Raw genomic sequence first — 17,104 nt, forward strand, 5'->3', positions numbered from 1 at the left:
TAACATAACTATGGCATTACAGATTACCGATGCAACACTGGATGAGGTGTTGGCAACAGACAAATTAGTGGTTATCGACTTTTGGGCTGAATGGTGCGGCCCCTGCAAGATGGTTGGCCCCATCATCGACCAACTGAGTGAAGAGTATAAAGATCGGGTGGTGGTAGGAAAGATTGATGTAGACAACAACGACGAGGCCACTTCAAAATATGGTATCCGCAATATTCCCACAGTCCTTTTCATCAAGAATGGCGAGGTGGTAGACAAGTTAGTGGGTGCGGGCGCCAAAAATCTCTTCACTGAAAAGATCGAGAAGAATCTTTGATCGCTCCATTCATTGAAAGGTATTGATCACGGAACAACTGCAAAGCTGTTCCGTATTTTTTTATGAAACGGAGATAATCGAGTAGGATGCAAAGATAGGTAATTACTCCTAACTCTGCTATCCTCTCACACCACCCAACGTACGTCTCTCGTATTAGGCGGTTTCTTCAATGTTTAACCGTAATTGGCCGTTAAACTGTAAAGTCCCGTTTTCTTGAACCATTCAAGGTTCATTCCCTCGTGTGCAGCGTGGGTCATTGACAGTCTAAACCATCCCTTAGAACTTCCCGCCGTTGTCCAGCTCCGGTTCCAAGGAACGCCCAACTTGGTCAAGAACCTGGCTATGCCCAACGCCCGTTTGCATTGTTTTAAACGATAGCATCTTAATCTACGACGAAGCCAAGCTTCAAGGTTGCGAAGACGACTTTTCATCTTTGCGTGCTTGAAGTAGTTTAGCCAGCCTCGTAGAACGGGATTTAGCTCGCTTATTAACTGATCGAAGCTAATGCCCCTGTTGCGTTTGGTAAGCGATTTTAGTTTCGCCTTGAAGCGTTGTTCGCTCTTTCGGCTTAATCCTAAACTCCCGCCTTTTAAGATAGTATGACCGAGATAATTGAGTTGATGAGGACGGACGATATGGCTCTTTTCCTTGTTTATTCTTAATCGCATCCGATTTTCGATAAACTTGGAGAGGCTTTGCATCGATCGCTCCGCGGCTGGTTCGCTTCCGACCATTATGATAATATCATCGGCGTAGCGTACAAAGCAGTGTCCTCTCCGCTCTAACTCCTTGTCCAGTTCGTCTAAGACGATATTCGACAACAGGGGTGATAGTGGGCTGCCTTGCGGTGTCCCTTTCACCCGTTGATTGGCCATCCCCCCGATTAGCATTCCTGCTCGAAGAAATTTACCTATCAACTTAAGTACGCGCTTGTCACCAACGCGAGTACTTAACTGCCAAAGCAATCGGTCGTGATTCACCTCGTCAAAGAATTTTGCCAAGTCTATGTCGATAACCCAATCCTTTCCTTCGGCCACGTATTCGCCCGCTTTACGTAATGCTTGATGAGCGTTACGCCGTGGACGAAAACCGTAGCTGTATTCGGAGAATATAGGGTCATAACGTTTCGACAGTACTTGGCTTATCGCTTGTTGTACCAAGCGATCTTTGACCGTGGGAATACCCAGTTGGCGTTTCCCGCCATCAGGCTTCGGGATTAATACCTCTTTAACTGCCGTAACTTGGTATGTGCCTGTCATTAACTGGCGTTGAAGTTCTCGGTGGTGGCTGTTAAGCCAATCTCTAAGTTCGTCAACGGTCATCCCGTCAATGCCCGCACTTCCCCTGTTACTGATTACTTGCCGCAATGCGGCATCAAGATTCTTTAAGTCCGTTATATCACTCATTAAATCTTGGGTTAAGGCTCGTTCCTCTTTGCAACCTGACAACCACTCGTCCCGTACCAAACCGCTTCCTGAACTGAATACGTCAGTCCCCTTCACCTTTTGGCCACGCTCCCATTCGTCAAAAAGACTCATCTGTAAGTTCCCGTGTTTACCTGGGTTCATAATGGTCGTTACAATTTACAAAATAACTGCTCCTTAATTGAAAATTCAGCCCTTCCCTGTATTGACGTTACTCAATATTTATAGCGGTACTATGGCCTCTGCTGACTTCTCTGCCCCTTTCGGGTTAGAGACCTCCTACGTTAAGTGCATTATCTTCCTGTTAATACTACTGCATTTACTACCCCGGGTTACGGACGGCTTTAGGGCGTCTGTGTTTATTGCCACATTACCCCCCGGGTAAGCCTTAGTATGCAGTTTCTGTTCGTTAGTACCAACTTTTGTTTTAGGCTTCTTTCAGGTTATACCTCGCGGTAACACCCTTGCCATCAACTAACGGTTCTCGCCAAAATAAGCCCGCTCGGGACTTTAACCCTATAGATAATGAACATGCATAGCAAACAAAAACCGCCATCTCCTTGCGGAGATGACGGCTGTACAATTTATCAATTACCGGCAGAATCAATAGCGGTTGCTCACCACATCCCAGTCGATGATCTTCCAGAGCTCCTTCAGGTGATCCGCACGGCGGTTCTGGTAGTCGAGATAGTAAGAGTGTTCCCATACATCAAATCCCAGGATCGGCGTCAGACCTTTGGTCAACGGGTTTCCTGCATTCGACTCCTTCTCGATCGAGAGTTTGCCGTTGGCATCCTTGGCCAACCAGACCCATCCCGAACCGAAAACGGAGACACCGGCAGCATTGAACTCCTCCTTGAACTTGTCGAACGAACCAAACTGGGCGTTGATGGCCTCTGCCAGCTTCCCCTTGGGTTCTCCACCGCCATTGGGCTTGAAGGAGGTGAAGTAGAGGTTGTGATTGAGGATCTGTCCGGCATTGTTGAAGATGGCTCCGCTGCTCTTCTTCACGACGGTTTCCAGGTCTGCATTTTCAAACTCGGTTCCAACAACCAGCTTGTTGAGGTTGTCGACATAAGCCTGATGGTGCTTGCCATAATGGAGCTCAACGGTTGTTTTGCTGATTACCGGCTCTAAGGCATCGGTTGCATAAGGTAATGCTACTTTTTCAAATTTCATAGTCTCTCTATTTTTAGAATTATTATTATCGTTATTTGTGGCTTTTGAATTGCTGCAACTCAAAGCAGTTGCTGCCAAAACCAGAGCCAACAGGGCATGTTTCGTTGTTTTCATTGTTGAACAGTTGAATGTTTATATCATATAAACGAAACAGCAACAAAAATGTTCACACTATTTAGAATGAAACTTAATAACAGGCATAAAAAAACAGCCCAGTTTTACAAAAAACGGGCTGTATATCACGTAATTATATGCGGCAATAGGCTCTCTATAAGCAGCTACTCGGAGGGAACCGGCGGGAGTGGAAGGGTGTCGGTCACCTCCTTTTCACTATGCGGCTTCTCCTCGTTGCTTTGAAGTATCTCCTGCGAACGGGAGGCCCAGGGCCGTTTTCCAAAGATCTGCTCCAGATTCTCTGCATAGATGATCTCCTTTTCAAGCAGGATCCGGGCCAGCTGACCGTGTCCCTCCGCATGTCTGGAGAGCAGCTCTTTGGCCCGATCATATTGTTCGGCAATCATCCTCTTGACTTCGGCATCGATCAGTTCGGCAGTGCTTTCGCTGAAGGGTTTCTGGAAAGTATACTCCTGACCCGATGAATCGTAATAGCTCAAATTGGGCAACTTATCGCTCATTCCCAGGTAGGTGATCATGCCATAAGCCTGCTTGGTTACCCGTTCAAGGTCGTTCATCGCCCCGGAAGATATCTTGCCGATAAAGAGCTCTTCGGCGGCCCTTCCGCCAAGCAGGGCACACATCTCGTCGAGCATCTGGTCCTTGGTGGTAATCTGCCGCTCTTCCGGGAGATACCAGGCAGCACCCAATGCCTTTCCGCGTGGCACGATGGTCACTTTCACCAGCGGATTCGCATGCTCCAGGAACCAGCTCAGTGTAGCGTGTCCCGCTTCATGGATCGCAATCGCCTTCTTCTCCTCCTGCGTGATGATCTTGTTCTTCTTCTCGAGGCCACCGATGATCCGGTCGACAGCACTGATGAAATCGTCCCGTTCAACAAATTTCTTCTTGTTGCGGGCAGCAATAAGGGCCGCCTCATTACAAACATTGGCAATGTCGGCACCCGAGAAGCCGGGGGTCTGTCTCGCCAGAAAATCCACATCCACCGATTCATCAATCTTGATAGGACGCAGGTGAACCTTGAAAATATCCTTCCGGTCGTTCAGATCGGGCAGCTCCACATAGATCTGCCTGTCGAACCGCCCTGCACGCAACAACGCCTTGTCCAGAATATCCACACGGTTGGTAGCCGCCAGGATGATCACGCCGCTGTTTGAGCCAAAACCGTCCATCTCGGTGAGCAGCTGGTTCAACGTATTTTCCCGCTCATCGTTGGAACCGAAATTGACGTTCTTTCCGCGTGCACGTCCAACGGCATCGATCTCGTCGATAAAGACGATACAGGGCGACTTCTCCTTGGCCTGGCGAAAGAGGTCGCGCACACGCGACGCCCCTACTCCGACAAACATCTCCACGAAATCGGACCCCGATATGGAGAAAAACGGTACATTGGCTTCGCCGGCAACCGCTTTTGCCAGGAGGGTCTTGCCTGTTCCCGGAGGGCCTACCAGCAACGCACCTTTCGGAATCTTTCCTCCCAGGCTGGTATAATTGCCCGGATGCTTGAGAAACTCCACGATCTCCTGCACCTCCTCTTTAGCCTCGGAGAGACCGGCCACATCCTTGAAGGTGACACGTGGGCCGGCATCCTTGTCGAAAAGCTGAGCCTTCGATTTACCCACACTGAAGATGCCGCTGCCGGCACCGCCCGGTCCACCCTGCATGCGCCGCATCATCCATATCCAGAAAACGATGATCAGCAGGAAAGGAGCAAAGGTGAGCAGCATGCTCCAAATTTCAGAGGTGGTATCGAAACGGACCTTGATATCGTATCCCTTCTCTCTCTTCACCGTATCGAGAAATTCCGAAGTACCCTGAGTGGAGGGGATATTTACCTGTATAAACGGATTGGCCCCAAACCGGCCGGCATTTTCGCCAAAGACATAACTCGCCGACTCGGGGCGGACTTTGGCTTCGGCAATATCTTTGTTGCTGTAAACCACAACACTCTCGATCCGGTTGTCGTTCACATATTCCTGGAAATCGGACCAGTCGACCCTCTTTATATTTTTATTCTGCCCAAAAAAGAACATCCCGATAAGTACCATCGACAAAATGGCATATATCCAATAAACATTGAACGGCTGATTGGGGTTTGTATTTCCCAACCCGCCAGGACGTCCCGGTTTTCTTGCTTTGTTGTTATCTTGATGATTTGGATTGCTGTTTTCCATTAACTTCTCCTATGTAGCTTTTAGTGAATATATGTAACACTTCAGACGGAAATAAGTTTTAATCGGCCGTCGGAACCTGCTTCAATGAAGCGTCCTCCCACAAATTGTCGAGATTGTAGTATTGTCTCAACTCGGGAACGAATATATGTACGATAACAGTACCGTAATCGATGCCGATCCATTCGGCCCGCTGTTGCCCCTGAACCCTCAACGGACTCTCGCGGGTTTGCTTCTTCACCACCTCCTCCACCGATTCTGCCAAAGCGGCAACCTGAGTAGGTGTATTTCCTTCACAGATGACAAAGTAGTCGCAAATTGCACCCGGAATCCCTTTCAAGTGGATCTGGGTGATGTTCTTCCCTTTCTTCTCCTGTATTCCGTCAATGATGCTCTGTAATAAGTTTCTCTCTTCTTTCATTCGCTGTTTTAATGAGTTAGATATGCAAAGATAGCTGCTTTTTCATAAACAACTCGCTTTCATACAGAAAGATTGTGGCAAAAAGAGTGCCAAAAAACGAAATCAGAAAAACAGACTGGCCAGCAAGGTAAATCCCAGCCCACAAAACGCTATGATGGTCTCCATCACGGTCCAGCTCTGCAGTGTCTGCCTTTCATTCATTCCAAGGTATTTCCCCACCAACCAGAAGCCGCTGTCGTTGACATGGGAAAGCAATGTTGCTCCCGATGCAATGGAGATCACAACCAGTGCCCTCTGCGGGTCGTTCAATCCAAACTCCCCGATGATCGGGGCAATAATGCTGGCGGCGGTAATCATCGCCACGGTGGCCGATCCCTGCGTGACCCGCACCAACGCTGCGAGCATCCATGCCAGCAGGATGGGAGGCAATGCGGAGTTTGCCATCGATTCGGCCATCATTCCCCCGATACCGCTATCGATCAGCACCTGTTTCAACACTCCGCCGGCACCGGTTATCAGGATGATGATCCCGGCAGGTCCAAGCGCCCTTGAACTCAGCTCAAGCACCTTATCCCGGCCCATACCCCTACGGATACAGAGGAGATAGGTGGCAACCAGCGTGGCAATGATCAATGCCGAAAAGGGGTGGCCGATAAACTCCACCATATCCGTAAATAACGATTTGGATACAACCCCCTTGGCAACAGCCACACCGGATACCGTATTCAGCAGGATCAGCAGCAACGGGACCGAGATGATGAGGGCAATAGAGCGGAACGAGGGGCTATTCTCCGGATCGAACTCCGGGAGAGCATCAGCAGAGGTATCGGGCGACTTCAGATAGATTCTCTTCGAAATGTATTTTCCGAAGAGCGGTCCTGCAATCACAGCTGTAGGTATACCCAGTATAAAGCCCATTAAAATTACCCAGCCCAGCGGCGCATTGATGATATCCGCTACAGCAACGGGACCGGGTGTCGGCGGGATAAAGCTATGCGTCACCGCTAAACCGGCCAGAAGCGGAATGGCATAATAGAGTAACGAGAGTTTGGTATCACGCGACAGTGCGTAAACGATGGGAACCAGAATGATGAAAGCCACATCCAGAAAGATGGGAATGGCCACGATAAAGCCGGTCGTAACCATCGCCCAGGGTGCCCGCTCCTTTCCGAACCTCTTTACCAGATAGTGTGCCAGCGACTCCGCACCGCCGGAACTCTCCAGCATCTGTCCGAAGATGGCCCCCAATCCTACGACGGTAGCCACGAAGCCGAGCGTACCCGCCATGCCCTCCTGAATTGACCGGGTGATGCTGCCGAGCGGCATCCCGGTAAGGAGACCCACATAGATGGAGGTGAGCAACAAGGCGATAAAGGCATTCAACTTGAGCTTCAACACCAGGATCAGCAGTATCGCTACGGCAGAGAGGACAATAAAGGTGAGAAAGAGTGTCGACATATGCGGGAGGTGGCAAGATTAAGGTTTCGACCGTTTAAATGGTATGCTTGTGACAAATCCGAACTGCATCGAGCGCCGATTCGGGGGTACAGGCAACCGGTTCAACACCATGCTGGATGCAATCGCCGAAATAGCGCAGCTCATCCCGGAAACCGTCATTCGCATCACCGGCAGGAACCAGCGTGGTCCCGGTATCGGTAGCCACTTTTATGTGGTGCGGCTCTTGCGACGAAAAGAAAACCGAAGCCTTTTCGAAACGGGCGCTGAATCCGGCATGAAAGGGATAGGCGGCATGAAAGGTGTTTCCACCCTCGATCCGGACAATGAGATCCGACCTCTCATACCGCCACAATGCACTCACATGGTCGTAGTTGCTTAACTTGCCCGGAAGGCAGCGGGCATCAATCCGGTCGGGAATACCGCAAACCCACTGGGCAAAATCGATATCGTGAATAACCAGATCAAACAGGGCGCCACCAGACGAACCGAACTCCCTTTGCCGCTCCTTCCACTGTCCCCAGGTGGGCACTCCCGAGAAGCGGGAGAGCGAGAGAAACTCCAGACGACCATACTCCTGTAAATCTATCCATCTTTTCAAGGTATTGTAGGCTGGCATGAAACGGACCACATGTCCGATCATCAGGAGCTTGCCCCTGGAACGGGCAAGCCGTATCAGCCTCTCCCCCTCATCAATATGGATGCAGAAAGGCTTTTCGAGAAATACGTTTGCTCCTGCCTGAAGCGCCATTTCAGCCATTTCATGATGCAAGGCGGTATGAACCGCAATAATGCAGAGATCGGGCCTCTCAGCTTTTAGGCACTCCGCGAAATCCGAGTAGATGTTGACACCCGAAAGATCGTTCGACGCGAGCGTGCCCGTGGAAAAATTTCCGGACTGTTCGCCAAGCTTTGCGGCAATATTCTCGGGAGTCTTGTCAACAATGGCTTTCAACTGGAAACGTGAATCCTTCAATAGATTCAATGTGTGGGTCATTCCCATGAACCCGAAACCTACAACTACAGTACGCATATATATTACATTTTTTAAATTACCCGACTTTCACAAGCATCCCTCATCAGCTATTGTCCCGACTACTCCCCTCTCACCCTCATTTTCAGTGAGTATACCGAAGTACGGGCGGTGATAAAGAGAACGTCTCTCCTTTTACCGCCGAAGCAGACGTTCGACGGGTTTTCGGGAACTTCAATCTCCTCGATCAGTTCACCTTGAGGGGAGTAGACCCATATCTTGCCCATCGTCAGGTAAACGTTCCCCTGATTGTCGATGGTCATTCCGTCCGAACCGTTAGGCGCAAAAAGATGTTTGTTGGCCAGTGTTCCGTCGGGCTGAATATCGTATCTCCAGATTTTCCGGTCGTTGATATCGGCGACATATAGCGTTTTACCGTCGGGTGTTCCCACTATTCCATTGGGCTGTTTGTAATCATCGATCACTCGGATCAATCTCCCTTCCGGAGAGAGGTAGTATACCCCGCGGACATCCTGCTCTTCGGCATGCCCCTCCTCCCAATAGTTTCGGTGATAGTAGGGGTCGGTGAAATAGATACCCCCTTGGGGTGTGATCCATAGATCGTTGGGACCGTTCAACCGTTTTCCCTCATACTGCTCATGGAGAACTTCCGCTTTCCTGTCGCTACCGAACCTTACGATCCGGTTGTGCAGATCGGCACAGGCAAGGAGATGACCGTCGGCATCGAAATAGGTACCATTGGCCCTCTCGGTCCCCTCGACCCACAGGGAGACCCCTTTGCCCTCCTCCCATACATATATCCGGTCGTTTGGCTGATCGGTAAAATAGACGTGACCTTCAGCCGAAACGGCAGGACCTTCGGTAAAGGCATAGCCGCCCCCCACCTTTTCAATTTTCGCATCTTTTGCGATGATACTGCTTTTCTGCCCTGGAAGGGTAGTACAACAGATAAAAAAAAGCAATCCTGTAACAAGTCTCATCGTCTCCATTTTTTATTATCATCCGAAGCAACCGGACCTTATGGCAAATATAGCCATAATGCACATAACTACAACTATCCGTACCTCTTTTTTACAAGATACATATTTTGGAGTAATGGTACAACCGAAAAACTATTCGGAATAAAAAATGTTATAGAAGAAGATGCGGACAACTATCAGCTGATAGAAACCAGTAAATCAAAACAAAACAAACGTAACGAACCTATGAAAAATCTTGAAACTACCTTTATGGGAATTAGGCTGGACAATCCAGTAATATTGGGCGCCAGCAATATCTCTTCAAACCTCGATCAGCTGAAGAGGGCAGAGGAGAAAGGCGTTGGGGCAGTAGTCTACAAAACGTTGTTTGAAGAGCAGGTACAACTGGAAAACCTGCAACTTGATGAGCGGCTAAGCCAATATGAACATATTCATGCCGAAATAACCAAGACTTACCCCGATATCGATTTCTCCGATATCGACTATCATCTGACGAGGCTTCGCAAAGCGAAAGAGAGTTTGTCCGTTCCGCTCTTTGCCAGTCTCAATGCAATAAACAGGGAATCGTGGATCTCCTATGCAAAAATGATTGAAGAGACAGGTGTAGACGGGATCGAGATAAACCTCTACCAGACACCGGTAGATTTTGACCGCAGTGGCGAAAGTGTTGAGAGTGAACAGATAGCGATAGTTAACGAGATCAAGCATGCCGTCTCCATTCCAGTCGGCGTGAAACTGAGTTCGGACTACACAAACATCCTCCATTTTGCCAAACGGCTTGACGATACAAAGGCTGATGCCCTGGTACTCTTCAATGCATTCTTTCAACCCGACATCGACATCCGGGGGGAGAAGCACAAGAAAACCTTCAATCTTTCCCAGAAGGGGGATTACAAAAAGACATTAAGGTATACCGGCATGTTGTACGGCAACATCAACGCCGATATTTGCAGCAGCCGGGGAATCTTCACCGGCGAAGATGTGGTGAAGCTGATCCTGTCGGGAGCGACCACGGTACAGGTTGTCAGTTCGGTTTACAAGCATGGCATGGAAAGGATTGCCGAGATCAAGAAGAGTGTTGCGGAGTGGATGCAACAGAAGGGGTACAACAGTCTGGGTGAATTCAGGGGCAAGCTGGCCAACTGCAAGCTGGACAAGAACGAAAATGCCCTGGTCTACAAGAGGGCACAGTATGTTGATCTGATGCTGACATCGGATACCATCTTCGGGAATTTCCAGTAATCGTCCGGCTCAACAAGGGTAAAGAGAGAGGGTGTATCACACAAGATGTGACCACACCCTCTCTCCTTATGGCTTCTCAACAGTCGGGCCCCAATCAGAGTATCTGTAGTTTCAGGTTTCTCCAGAGCACCTTGATTCCGCCACCATCGTGGATTTGCAACGCAATACGACCCTGCGCCTTGCCGATCTTCTCGTCGGTCAGATCCACCATCGGCTCACCGTTGAGATAGGTCTTTACGTTATCGCCGTTAACCACAATACGCAAGGTATTCCAGTCGCCCACCTTCAGTATCTCCTCCTTTTCGTCCGGAATCTGTGCCAGCCAGCCTCTTCCATATGATTCATAAATACCGCCGGTGTCGTGCCCCTTGGGGGCCACTTCAACCTGCCAGCCGTTCACGATAGCACCCGGCTCGACAAACGAACGGATGAAAACCCCCGAGTTGCCGTCGGCCTCCTGCTTGAACTCGACCGTGAGGTCAAAATTATCGTAATATTCACGAGTTGCCAGGTAACCGTATTGCTTGTCGGGACCACTTTCACATACCAACAATCCGTCCTGTACATACCATTTTTCAGTTCCGTATGCTTCCCATCCGGTAAGATCGACTCCGTTGAAGAGATTCACCTCCCTGGTTTTGCGGGGAAGCTCCCTGATCTTGATATTGCGGAACCAGGCAGCCGATCCGTGATCCTGCAAGCAGATAACTCCCTTCCGGGCCAGGCCATACTCTGGAGCATTTTCCCACTTGCCGCTGTTCTTGCGCGCAAACCAATCGTCGGTCCACGCCTCAAACTCCACTACCTTCTCACCGTTCAACCAATGTTCAACGTGACCGTTGTCGAAAACGATCTTCGAGGTGTTCCACTCACCAGCCGGCTTGATGATAAGCTTCGAGGTATCGGGAACATGCATGGCGTAATCTGCCGCCGTTTTCTGCCACTCTTCCAGCGGTTCGGGAAAGCCGAAGTTGTCGATCAGCTGGTATTCCGGACCAGTAATGTAGGGAACGGCAAATTTGGGATGTTCAACCACGTGATAGAGCACGCCGCTGTTTCCACCTTCGGCAATTTTCCAGTCCCATACCAGTTCAAAATTCTCGAACAGTCTCTCCGTCACGATGTAGCCGTGTTCATCGGCACCCTCACCCTTTGCCTGTATCGTACCATTTTCAACAAACCAGGGAGCAGTTAACGAGTCGCCATTGTAATCGCGCCAGCCATTCAGGGTCTCTCCGTCGAAAAGAAGTTGCCACCCTTCGGCTTTTTCGGCCTCCGTCAGCACATTGTGTCTGGCCGAGGGTTTACAAGATGTAAAAACCATTGCCGTAAGCATGGTTACAGATAATAAGAGGAATCTTGATTTCATTTCTTCTGATTTTATAAATAAACGTTAGTAATACGAAAAGAGTCAGAGTCACTTGCTTGCAACCGAAGATGTTCCTTTTAACAATTTGCTGTAGAGGGAAGAGTTTCCAATGATTCTCAGACCCTCCCTGAAGATGTCGTTTTCATCGTTGATGATCACAAAGTATGCGGAGGAGTCGAACAGGTCGCGTGCCATCAGCGCCTTGATCTGAAGCTTGATCAGCTTCTCCGAACTCCGGAACTGTTCGTCGTTCCACTCCAGCTTCTCAGCATGGGCCATCTCCTTCATCCGGTCAATCATCGATTCGGGTATCGCATAATCCGACTTGAACCTCCTTACGTCGGGATATGACTTCAACATCACCTGACGGTTCATGTCCACCTCTGCAATGGCCAGCTTGTTGACGATCCCCCGGCCAATCAGGTTCCGGTGCAGATCAGTCACCGCATTGGTGTCGATCGGCACGAAAAAGTCGGGCATGATGCCGCCACCGCCATATACGGTCCGCCCGTTGACCAGTGTCCTGAACTTCAGTGAATCGGGGAAGCGGATACTGTCGGCATGCATCATCTCGCCGTTCTGCAACCGGTTGTAGAAATCACGGTGATATTCGTCGATATGTCCCTCCCGGTATGGTTTCTGAATGCTTCTACCTGTCGGCGTATAGTAACGGGCCACGGTCAACCGGATCATTGTCCCGTCGGGAAGAGGCAGTTGACGCTGTACAAGCCCTTTTCCGAAGGTCCTGCGCCCAACCACGATGCCCCGGTCCCAATCCTGCACAGCTCCGGCTACAATTTCGCTTGCCGAGGCAGATCCTTCGTCCACCAAGATAACCAGCCTCCCATCTTCAAAGCTGCCCGCCGATGTTGTCCGCAGCTCTTGCCGGGGCTGGTTCCTGCCCTCGGTATAGACCACCAGTTTTCCGGCACCCAGAAATTGATCCGCAATATCCGATGCCGTCTGAAGGATACCTCCTCCGTTGCCGGTCAGATCGAGAATAAGGTTCTTCATTCCCTGTGCCTTCAATGCCTTCCTGGCTTCAAGAAACTCTTCCGACGAATTGATCCCGAACCGGCTGAGCCGGATATATCCGGTCTGCTTGTCAACCATGTAACTGGCATCGATACTGTAGATGGGAATCTTGTCGCGAACAATCCTGAACTCTAGCAGTTGCGGTGTCCCACGACGCAACACCTTCACATCGACGGTTGTGCCTTTGGGCCCGCGAAGCTTTTTAATCACATCCTGGTTGTTCATTTTAATACCGGCGATAAGTGAATCGTTTACATAGATAATCTTATCGCCCGGCATGAGACCCACCTTTTGCGACGGACCTCCGGAGATTACCTCCATCACGTAAAGGGTGTCGGTAAGCATATTGAATGAGATCCCGATACCTTCGAAATTGCCTTGTAGCGGTTCGTTCATCGCTTTCACCTCCTCCTTGTCGAGGTATGAGGAGTGCGGGTCGAGTTCAAGCAACATGGCGCGGATAGCAACTTCCGTCAAACGGGATGTCTCCACGTCATCGACATATAGCCTGTCTATCATCTGCAATGTCCTCTCCAGCTTTACGCCATCGGGAGAGAGACGTGACTGCCCGGATGAGAACTGGGAGATCAGCAACAGTGAAACAATAAGTGATAGCGTTGTTCTTGACATTATTATTCGGTGTTATTGGTCCATAGACTACCCAAGGATCATTCCCTTCGGCACGAATGCGCTCACATCGTGTCCGTAACGCAACAATTCGCGTACATGCGAGGAGCTGATATGGGTAAGTTCAGGTTCAGTAAACAGTACAAATGTCTCGATCCCCGAAATCGCCCGGTTCATGTCGGCGATACTCTTTTCATATTCAAAATCACTGACGGTGCGGATTCCCCTCAATATGAACCTTGCCCCCATCTCCCTTGCAAAATCGACAGTCAGGGAGCTATAGCTTCTCACCTTCACCCGTGGCTCATTCCGATACAGGCTGGAGATCATCTCCACCCGCTTCTCCAATGCAAACAAGGCCTTTTTTGCCTCGTTCACCCCGATGGAGATCACAATTTCATCTACCAGTTCCAGACCACGCCGTACCAGCGATTCGTGTCCGATCGTGAAGGGATCGAAGGTGCCGGGGAACAGGGCCACCCTCCAAGAAGAGGAGGCAGGGTGTGAGGGGGTTACATGATCCATTTCGGGTAAATTATGCATCTTCATCAACAACCAGGTTCTCAATGATAAACATCTGCCGGTCGGGTGTATTCTTGCCCATGTAGAACTCAAGCAGATCCTTGATAAGATCCTCCTTGCGCATGGAGACCCGATCGAGTCTCATATCCTTTCCGATAAAATTCCTGAACTCGTCGGGAGAGATCTCGCCGAGACCCTTGAAGCGGGTGATTTCAGGATTCGATCCCAACTCTCCGATTGCGGCAAGACGCTCCTCCTCAGTATAGCAGTAGAGGGTTTTCTTCTTGTTTCTCACACGGAAGAGTGGGGTCTGAAGGATATAGACATGCCCCTTTTTCACCAGATCGGGAAAGAACTGCAAAAAGAAAGTGAGCAACAGCAGGCGGATATGCATTCCGTCGGTATCGGCATCGGTAGCGATAATCACCTTGTTGTAACGCAACCCGTCCATCCCCTCCTCAATATTGAGGGCCGCCTGGAGCAGGTTGAACTCCTCGTTCTCGTAAACGATCTTCTTGGTTAGCCCGAACGAGTTCAACGGCTTTCCACGAAGACTGAACACCGCTTGCAAGTTGGGATCCCTGCTTTTGGTGATGGAACCGCTGGCCGAGTCACCCTCGGTAATGAAGATGCAGGTATCCTCCAGGTTATCACCCTTCGGATCGTTGTAGTGGATGCGGCAATCACGCAGTTTCCGGTTGTGCAGGTTCGCCTTCTTTGCCCGTTCGCGCGCCAGCTTTGTGACACCGGCAATAGCTTTCCGTTCCTTCTCCGAATCGAGGATCTTCTTCTGGAGAATATCGGCTGTCTCCAGGTGCTTGTGCAGGTAGTTGTCCAACTCTCTCTTCAGGAAATCACCTACATATTTGTTGATCGAAACCCCGTCGGGGGTCATATCCTTTGAACCGAGCTTCGTTTTTGTCTGCGACTCGAAGACCGGCTCCTCAATCTTTACGCTGATGGCAGCCACCATCCCGTTCCGGATATCGGAATATTCGAAGTTCTTGGTAAAATACTCCTTAATTACCCGGGCTGTCGCCTCGCGGAATGCCGAGAGGTGTGTCCCACCCTGTGTGGTATGCTGTCCGTTGACGAAAGAGTAGTACTCCTCGCCATACTGATTCGAGTGGGTGATCGCCACTTCAATGTCTTCACCGTGAAGGTGGATAATGGGATAAAGGATCTCGGTTGTCAGGTTGTCGTTAAGCAGGTCCTCGAGTCCGTTCTTCGAGTAGTACTTCTTGCCGTTGAAGGTGATGGTCAGTCCCGTGTTCAGGAAAACGTAATTTTTGAGCAACGGTTCGATATGCTCCTCCCGATAGAGGTAATCACCGAAGATCTCCTTGTCGGGCGTAAACTCGATAAGGGTACCGTTGCTTTGCGAAGCGGGCTGTTGTGGAGCATCATTTACCACCACACCCCGTGCATATTCGACACACTTGGTCTCTCCCTCACGGAAACTCTGAATCAGGAACCGGGAAGACAAGGCGTTCACAGCCTTGATACCCACCCCGTTCAACCCAACCGATTTCTTGAATGCCTTGGAGTCATACTTGGCACCGGTATTCATGCGGGATGAGACATCCAGCACCTTTCCCAACGGGACGCCGCGTCCATAATCACGCACGCTCACATTCCCGGCATCAATGGTGATATCGATGTTTCTTCCGAATCCCATCCGGAACTCGTCGATGGAGTTGTCCATCACCTCTTTAAGCAGGACATAGATACCGTCGTCGGAGGAAGAGCCGTCCCCCAACTTTCCAATATACATTCCCGGACGGCGACGGATATGCTCGCGCCACTCCAGGGTTACAATATTCTCTTCGCTATAATTCTGTAATGCTTGTTCTCTTTCCAGTTCAGTCACCTCTTATCTCTCTCCTCTCTTTCTCCTGGTTACAACTCCTTGATAAAACATCTTCTCCGCTTGTGCTGCTCCACATCGAAGCCATCCCACAGCGACTGCACCTTGCTGTTTGTCTCCAGTTCAACGTTGCTCTCGGCCACTTCCATCCCCAGCTCAATTGCCGAGGAGATAAACCTCTTGATCAAAAGTGCGTTTACTCCTTTCCCCTGGTACTCGGGATCGATGGCAACCAGCAACAGGTCGAGCACCTTGCTGTTCTTGCCGATACCTTTCAATGCCTTGTAGAGGTGAATCCATCCGGTAGGGAGAAATTTGCCCTTTGCCTTGCGGAGAGCCTCCGACATGCTGGGCAGTCCGATCCCCACTCCCACCATCTTGTTGTCGTGCTGCCGCAGTACGACCGACAGGAATTCTAACCGCAACATCGGGATATACATCTCCACATAGTAGTCGATCTGCTTCTCGGTGAGCTCCACGTAACCGAACAGGTCCTTATAGGCCTTGTTGATCAGATGGAAGATCTCACGTGCATAGGGATATACTTCGCTTTTCCGCTCGAACCGTTTCTCCACGAGGCCAAAGCGCTGCTTTACCACCTCCGATATCCGTTCGATCCGCTCGGGAACCTCCTTGGGAATCTGGATCAGGAACTCTACCCAATCCTGCTCCTTGACATATCCCATCCGCTCCATATGTTGGGGGTAATAGGGGTAGTTATAGATCGTAGCCATCGTGCCCATCCGGTCAAAACCCTCGATGAGCATTCCTTCATGATCCATGTCAGTAAATCCGAGCGGTCCGTGAATCTTCTCCATTCCTCTTGAACGGGCCCAACTTTCGGCCGCGCCAAAGAGCGCATCAACCACTTCTGCGTCGTCAACGAAATCTACAAACCCGAAGCGTGCATTTTTCTGCTTCCATTTCTCGTTTGATTTGTGGTTGATGATCACGCCGATCCGTCCAACGATCTCCTCACCCCGATAGGCCAGAAAATAGGATGCATCGCAATGCTCAAACGACGGGTTCTTACTCATGTTAAGCGTTGCCCGCTCATCATAGATCAGCGGAGGTACGAAACACTCATTTCCTTCGTAAAGATCGATGCCGAACTTGACAAACTTCTTCAGCGAGTCACTGTCTTTTACTTGTTTGATTACTACTGACATACTCTAATATTTTTCACATATTATCGAATGATGGCCATTTACACCATACACTATAAACGACAAAGATAATGAAATTTGGAGAATGATGGAAAGATGATTTCAGAAAAAACAGTATCTCTCGGTCTCAGTTTGTATCTGACTGTATATAAGCTTATTTAACCAAACCGACAGAGTTTTCAAAACCAATTC

At 49.9% G+C, this 17,104-nt stretch carries 14 protein-coding genes; 2 read left to right on the plus strand and 12 right to left on the minus strand.

The window, feature by feature from the left end; genetic code table 11:
* Positions 1 to 10 precede the first annotated feature (10 nt).
* Positions 11 to 325 carry a thioredoxin gene (gene trxA / locus ING2E5A_RS00170; RefSeq protein ID WP_071135669.1) on the plus strand — a complete coding sequence of 105 codons (315 nt, stop codon included), beginning with the start codon at positions 11 to 13 and terminating at the stop codon, positions 323 to 325.
* Positions 326 to 498: 173 nt separating this feature from the next.
* On the opposite strand, the gene ltrA is transcribed toward trxA, so the two are convergent.
* From ltrA to ING2E5A_RS00205, 7 genes are all read right to left on the minus strand, one after another.
* On the minus strand, positions 499 to 1,893 hold the full coding sequence (gene ltrA / locus ING2E5A_RS00175; protein WP_154669989.1) for a group II intron reverse transcriptase/maturase: 1,395 nt from the start codon (positions 1,891 to 1,893) through the stop codon (positions 499 to 501).
* A 459-nt stretch (positions 1,894 to 2,352) separates the two neighbouring features.
* Positions 2,353 to 2,928, minus strand: a complete 576-nt coding sequence (locus ING2E5A_RS00180; RefSeq protein ID WP_083373390.1) for a superoxide dismutase — start codon at positions 2,926 to 2,928, stop codon at positions 2,353 to 2,355.
* 278 nt (positions 2,929 to 3,206) lie between these two features.
* The gene (ftsH, locus tag ING2E5A_RS00185) at positions 3,207 to 5,237 is read right to left on the minus strand and encodes an ATP-dependent zinc metalloprotease FtsH (protein ID WP_071135670.1); all 2,031 of its coding nucleotides are present in this window, start codon (positions 5,235 to 5,237) and stop codon (positions 3,207 to 3,209) included.
* 58 nt (positions 5,238 to 5,295) lie between these two features.
* Positions 5,296 to 5,655 carry a ribosome silencing factor gene (rsfS, locus tag ING2E5A_RS00190; RefSeq protein ID WP_071135671.1) on the minus strand — a complete coding sequence of 120 codons (360 nt, stop codon included), beginning with the start codon at positions 5,653 to 5,655 and terminating at the stop codon, positions 5,296 to 5,298.
* A 102-nt stretch (positions 5,656 to 5,757) separates the two neighbouring features.
* A complete protein-coding gene (locus ING2E5A_RS00195; RefSeq protein ID WP_071135672.1) occupies positions 5,758 to 7,113 on the minus strand; it encodes a GntT/GntP/DsdX family permease in 1,356 nt (451 codons plus the stop codon).
* A gap of 34 nt (positions 7,114 to 7,147) precedes the next feature.
* Positions 7,148 to 8,143 carry a Gfo/Idh/MocA family protein gene (locus tag ING2E5A_RS00200; RefSeq protein ID WP_083373091.1) on the minus strand — a complete coding sequence of 332 codons (996 nt, stop codon included), beginning with the start codon at positions 8,141 to 8,143 and terminating at the stop codon, positions 7,148 to 7,150.
* A gap of 62 nt (positions 8,144 to 8,205) precedes the next feature.
* Entirely contained in the window at positions 8,206 to 9,084 is an 879-nt protein-coding gene (locus ING2E5A_RS00205) for an SMP-30/gluconolactonase/LRE family protein (protein WP_071138097.1), read from the minus strand.
* Positions 9,085 to 9,309: 225 nt separating this feature from the next.
* On the opposite strand from ING2E5A_RS00205, the gene ING2E5A_RS00210 reads away from it, so the two are divergent.
* Entirely contained in the window at positions 9,310 to 10,326 is a 1,017-nt protein-coding gene (locus ING2E5A_RS00210) for a dihydroorotate dehydrogenase-like protein (RefSeq protein ID WP_071135674.1), read from the plus strand.
* A 94-nt stretch (positions 10,327 to 10,420) separates the two neighbouring features.
* On the opposite strand, the gene ING2E5A_RS00215 is transcribed toward ING2E5A_RS00210, so the two are convergent.
* The 5 genes from ING2E5A_RS00215 to ING2E5A_RS00235 all read right to left on the minus strand — a co-directional run bounded on the left by ING2E5A_RS00215 (position 10,421) and on the right by ING2E5A_RS00235 (position 16,915).
* Positions 10,421 to 11,662, minus strand: a complete 1,242-nt coding sequence (locus ING2E5A_RS00215; RefSeq protein WP_394332610.1) for a 3-keto-disaccharide hydrolase — start codon at positions 11,660 to 11,662, stop codon at positions 10,421 to 10,423.
* Between the two features lie 81 nt (positions 11,663 to 11,743).
* Positions 11,744 to 13,360: a S41 family peptidase gene (locus ING2E5A_RS00220; protein WP_071135676.1), complete on the minus strand. Its 1,617-nt coding sequence runs from the start codon at positions 13,358 to 13,360 to the stop codon at positions 11,744 to 11,746.
* 27 nt (positions 13,361 to 13,387) lie between these two features.
* Entirely contained in the window at positions 13,388 to 13,900 is a 513-nt protein-coding gene (gene coaD / locus ING2E5A_RS00225) for a pantetheine-phosphate adenylyltransferase (protein WP_231960481.1), read from the minus strand.
* The gene (locus tag ING2E5A_RS00230; protein ID WP_154669990.1) at positions 13,893 to 15,749 is read right to left on the minus strand and encodes a DNA topoisomerase IV subunit B; all 1,857 of its coding nucleotides are present in this window, start codon (positions 15,747 to 15,749) and stop codon (positions 13,893 to 13,895) included. The genes coaD and ING2E5A_RS00230 overlap by 8 nt, the downstream gene beginning before the upstream one ends.
* Positions 15,750 to 15,778: 29 nt before the next feature.
* Positions 15,779 to 16,915, minus strand: coding sequence for a hypothetical protein (locus tag ING2E5A_RS00235; protein ID WP_071135677.1), 1,137 nt, complete (start codon positions 16,913 to 16,915; stop codon positions 15,779 to 15,781).
* Between the last annotated feature and the right edge of the window lie 189 nt (positions 16,916 to 17,104).

The organism is Petrimonas mucosa (assembly GCF_900095795.1).
In the GTDB taxonomy this organism is placed as follows: domain Bacteria; phylum Bacteroidota; class Bacteroidia; order Bacteroidales; family Dysgonomonadaceae; genus Petrimonas; species Petrimonas mucosa.

Excerpts from the sequence above, each read along its gene's own strand:
- ftsH (WP_071135670.1), bottom strand. The coding sequence starts at position 5,237 with ATGGAAAACAGCAATCCAAATCATCAAGATAACAACAAAGCAAGAAAA.
- ING2E5A_RS00235 (WP_071135677.1), bottom strand. The coding sequence starts at position 16,915 with ATGTCAGTAGTAATCAAACAAGTAAAAGACAGTGACTCGCTGAAGAAG.
- ltrA (WP_154669989.1), bottom strand. The coding sequence starts at position 1,893 with ATGAACCCAGGTAAACACGGGAACTTACAGATGAGTCTTTTTGACGAA.
- ING2E5A_RS00195 (WP_071135672.1), bottom strand. The coding sequence starts at position 7,113 with ATGTCGACACTCTTTCTCACCTTTATTGTCCTCTCTGCCGTAGCGATA.
- coaD (WP_231960481.1), bottom strand. The coding sequence starts at position 13,900 with ATGCATAATTTACCCGAAATGGATCATGTAACCCCCTCACACCCTGCC.
- ING2E5A_RS00180 (WP_083373390.1), bottom strand. The coding sequence starts at position 2,928 with ATGAAATTTGAAAAAGTAGCATTACCTTATGCAACCGATGCCTTAGAG.
- ING2E5A_RS00210 (WP_071135674.1), top strand. The coding sequence starts at position 9,310 with ATGAAAAATCTTGAAACTACCTTTATGGGAATTAGGCTGGACAATCCA.
- ING2E5A_RS00215 (WP_394332610.1), bottom strand. The coding sequence starts at position 11,662 with ATGCTTACGGCAATGGTTTTTACATCTTGTAAACCCTCGGCCAGACAC.
- ING2E5A_RS00220 (WP_071135676.1), bottom strand. The coding sequence starts at position 13,360 with ATGTCAAGAACAACGCTATCACTTATTGTTTCACTGTTGCTGATCTCC.
- rsfS (WP_071135671.1), bottom strand. The coding sequence starts at position 5,655 with ATGAAAGAAGAGAGAAACTTATTACAGAGCATCATTGACGGAATACAG.
- ING2E5A_RS00200 (WP_083373091.1), bottom strand. The coding sequence starts at position 8,143 with ATGCGTACTGTAGTTGTAGGTTTCGGGTTCATGGGAATGACCCACACA.
- trxA (WP_071135669.1), top strand. The coding sequence starts at position 11 with ATGGCATTACAGATTACCGATGCAACACTGGATGAGGTGTTGGCAACA.
- ING2E5A_RS00205 (WP_071138097.1), bottom strand. The coding sequence starts at position 9,084 with ATGAGACTTGTTACAGGATTGCTTTTTTTTATCTGTTGTACTACCCTT.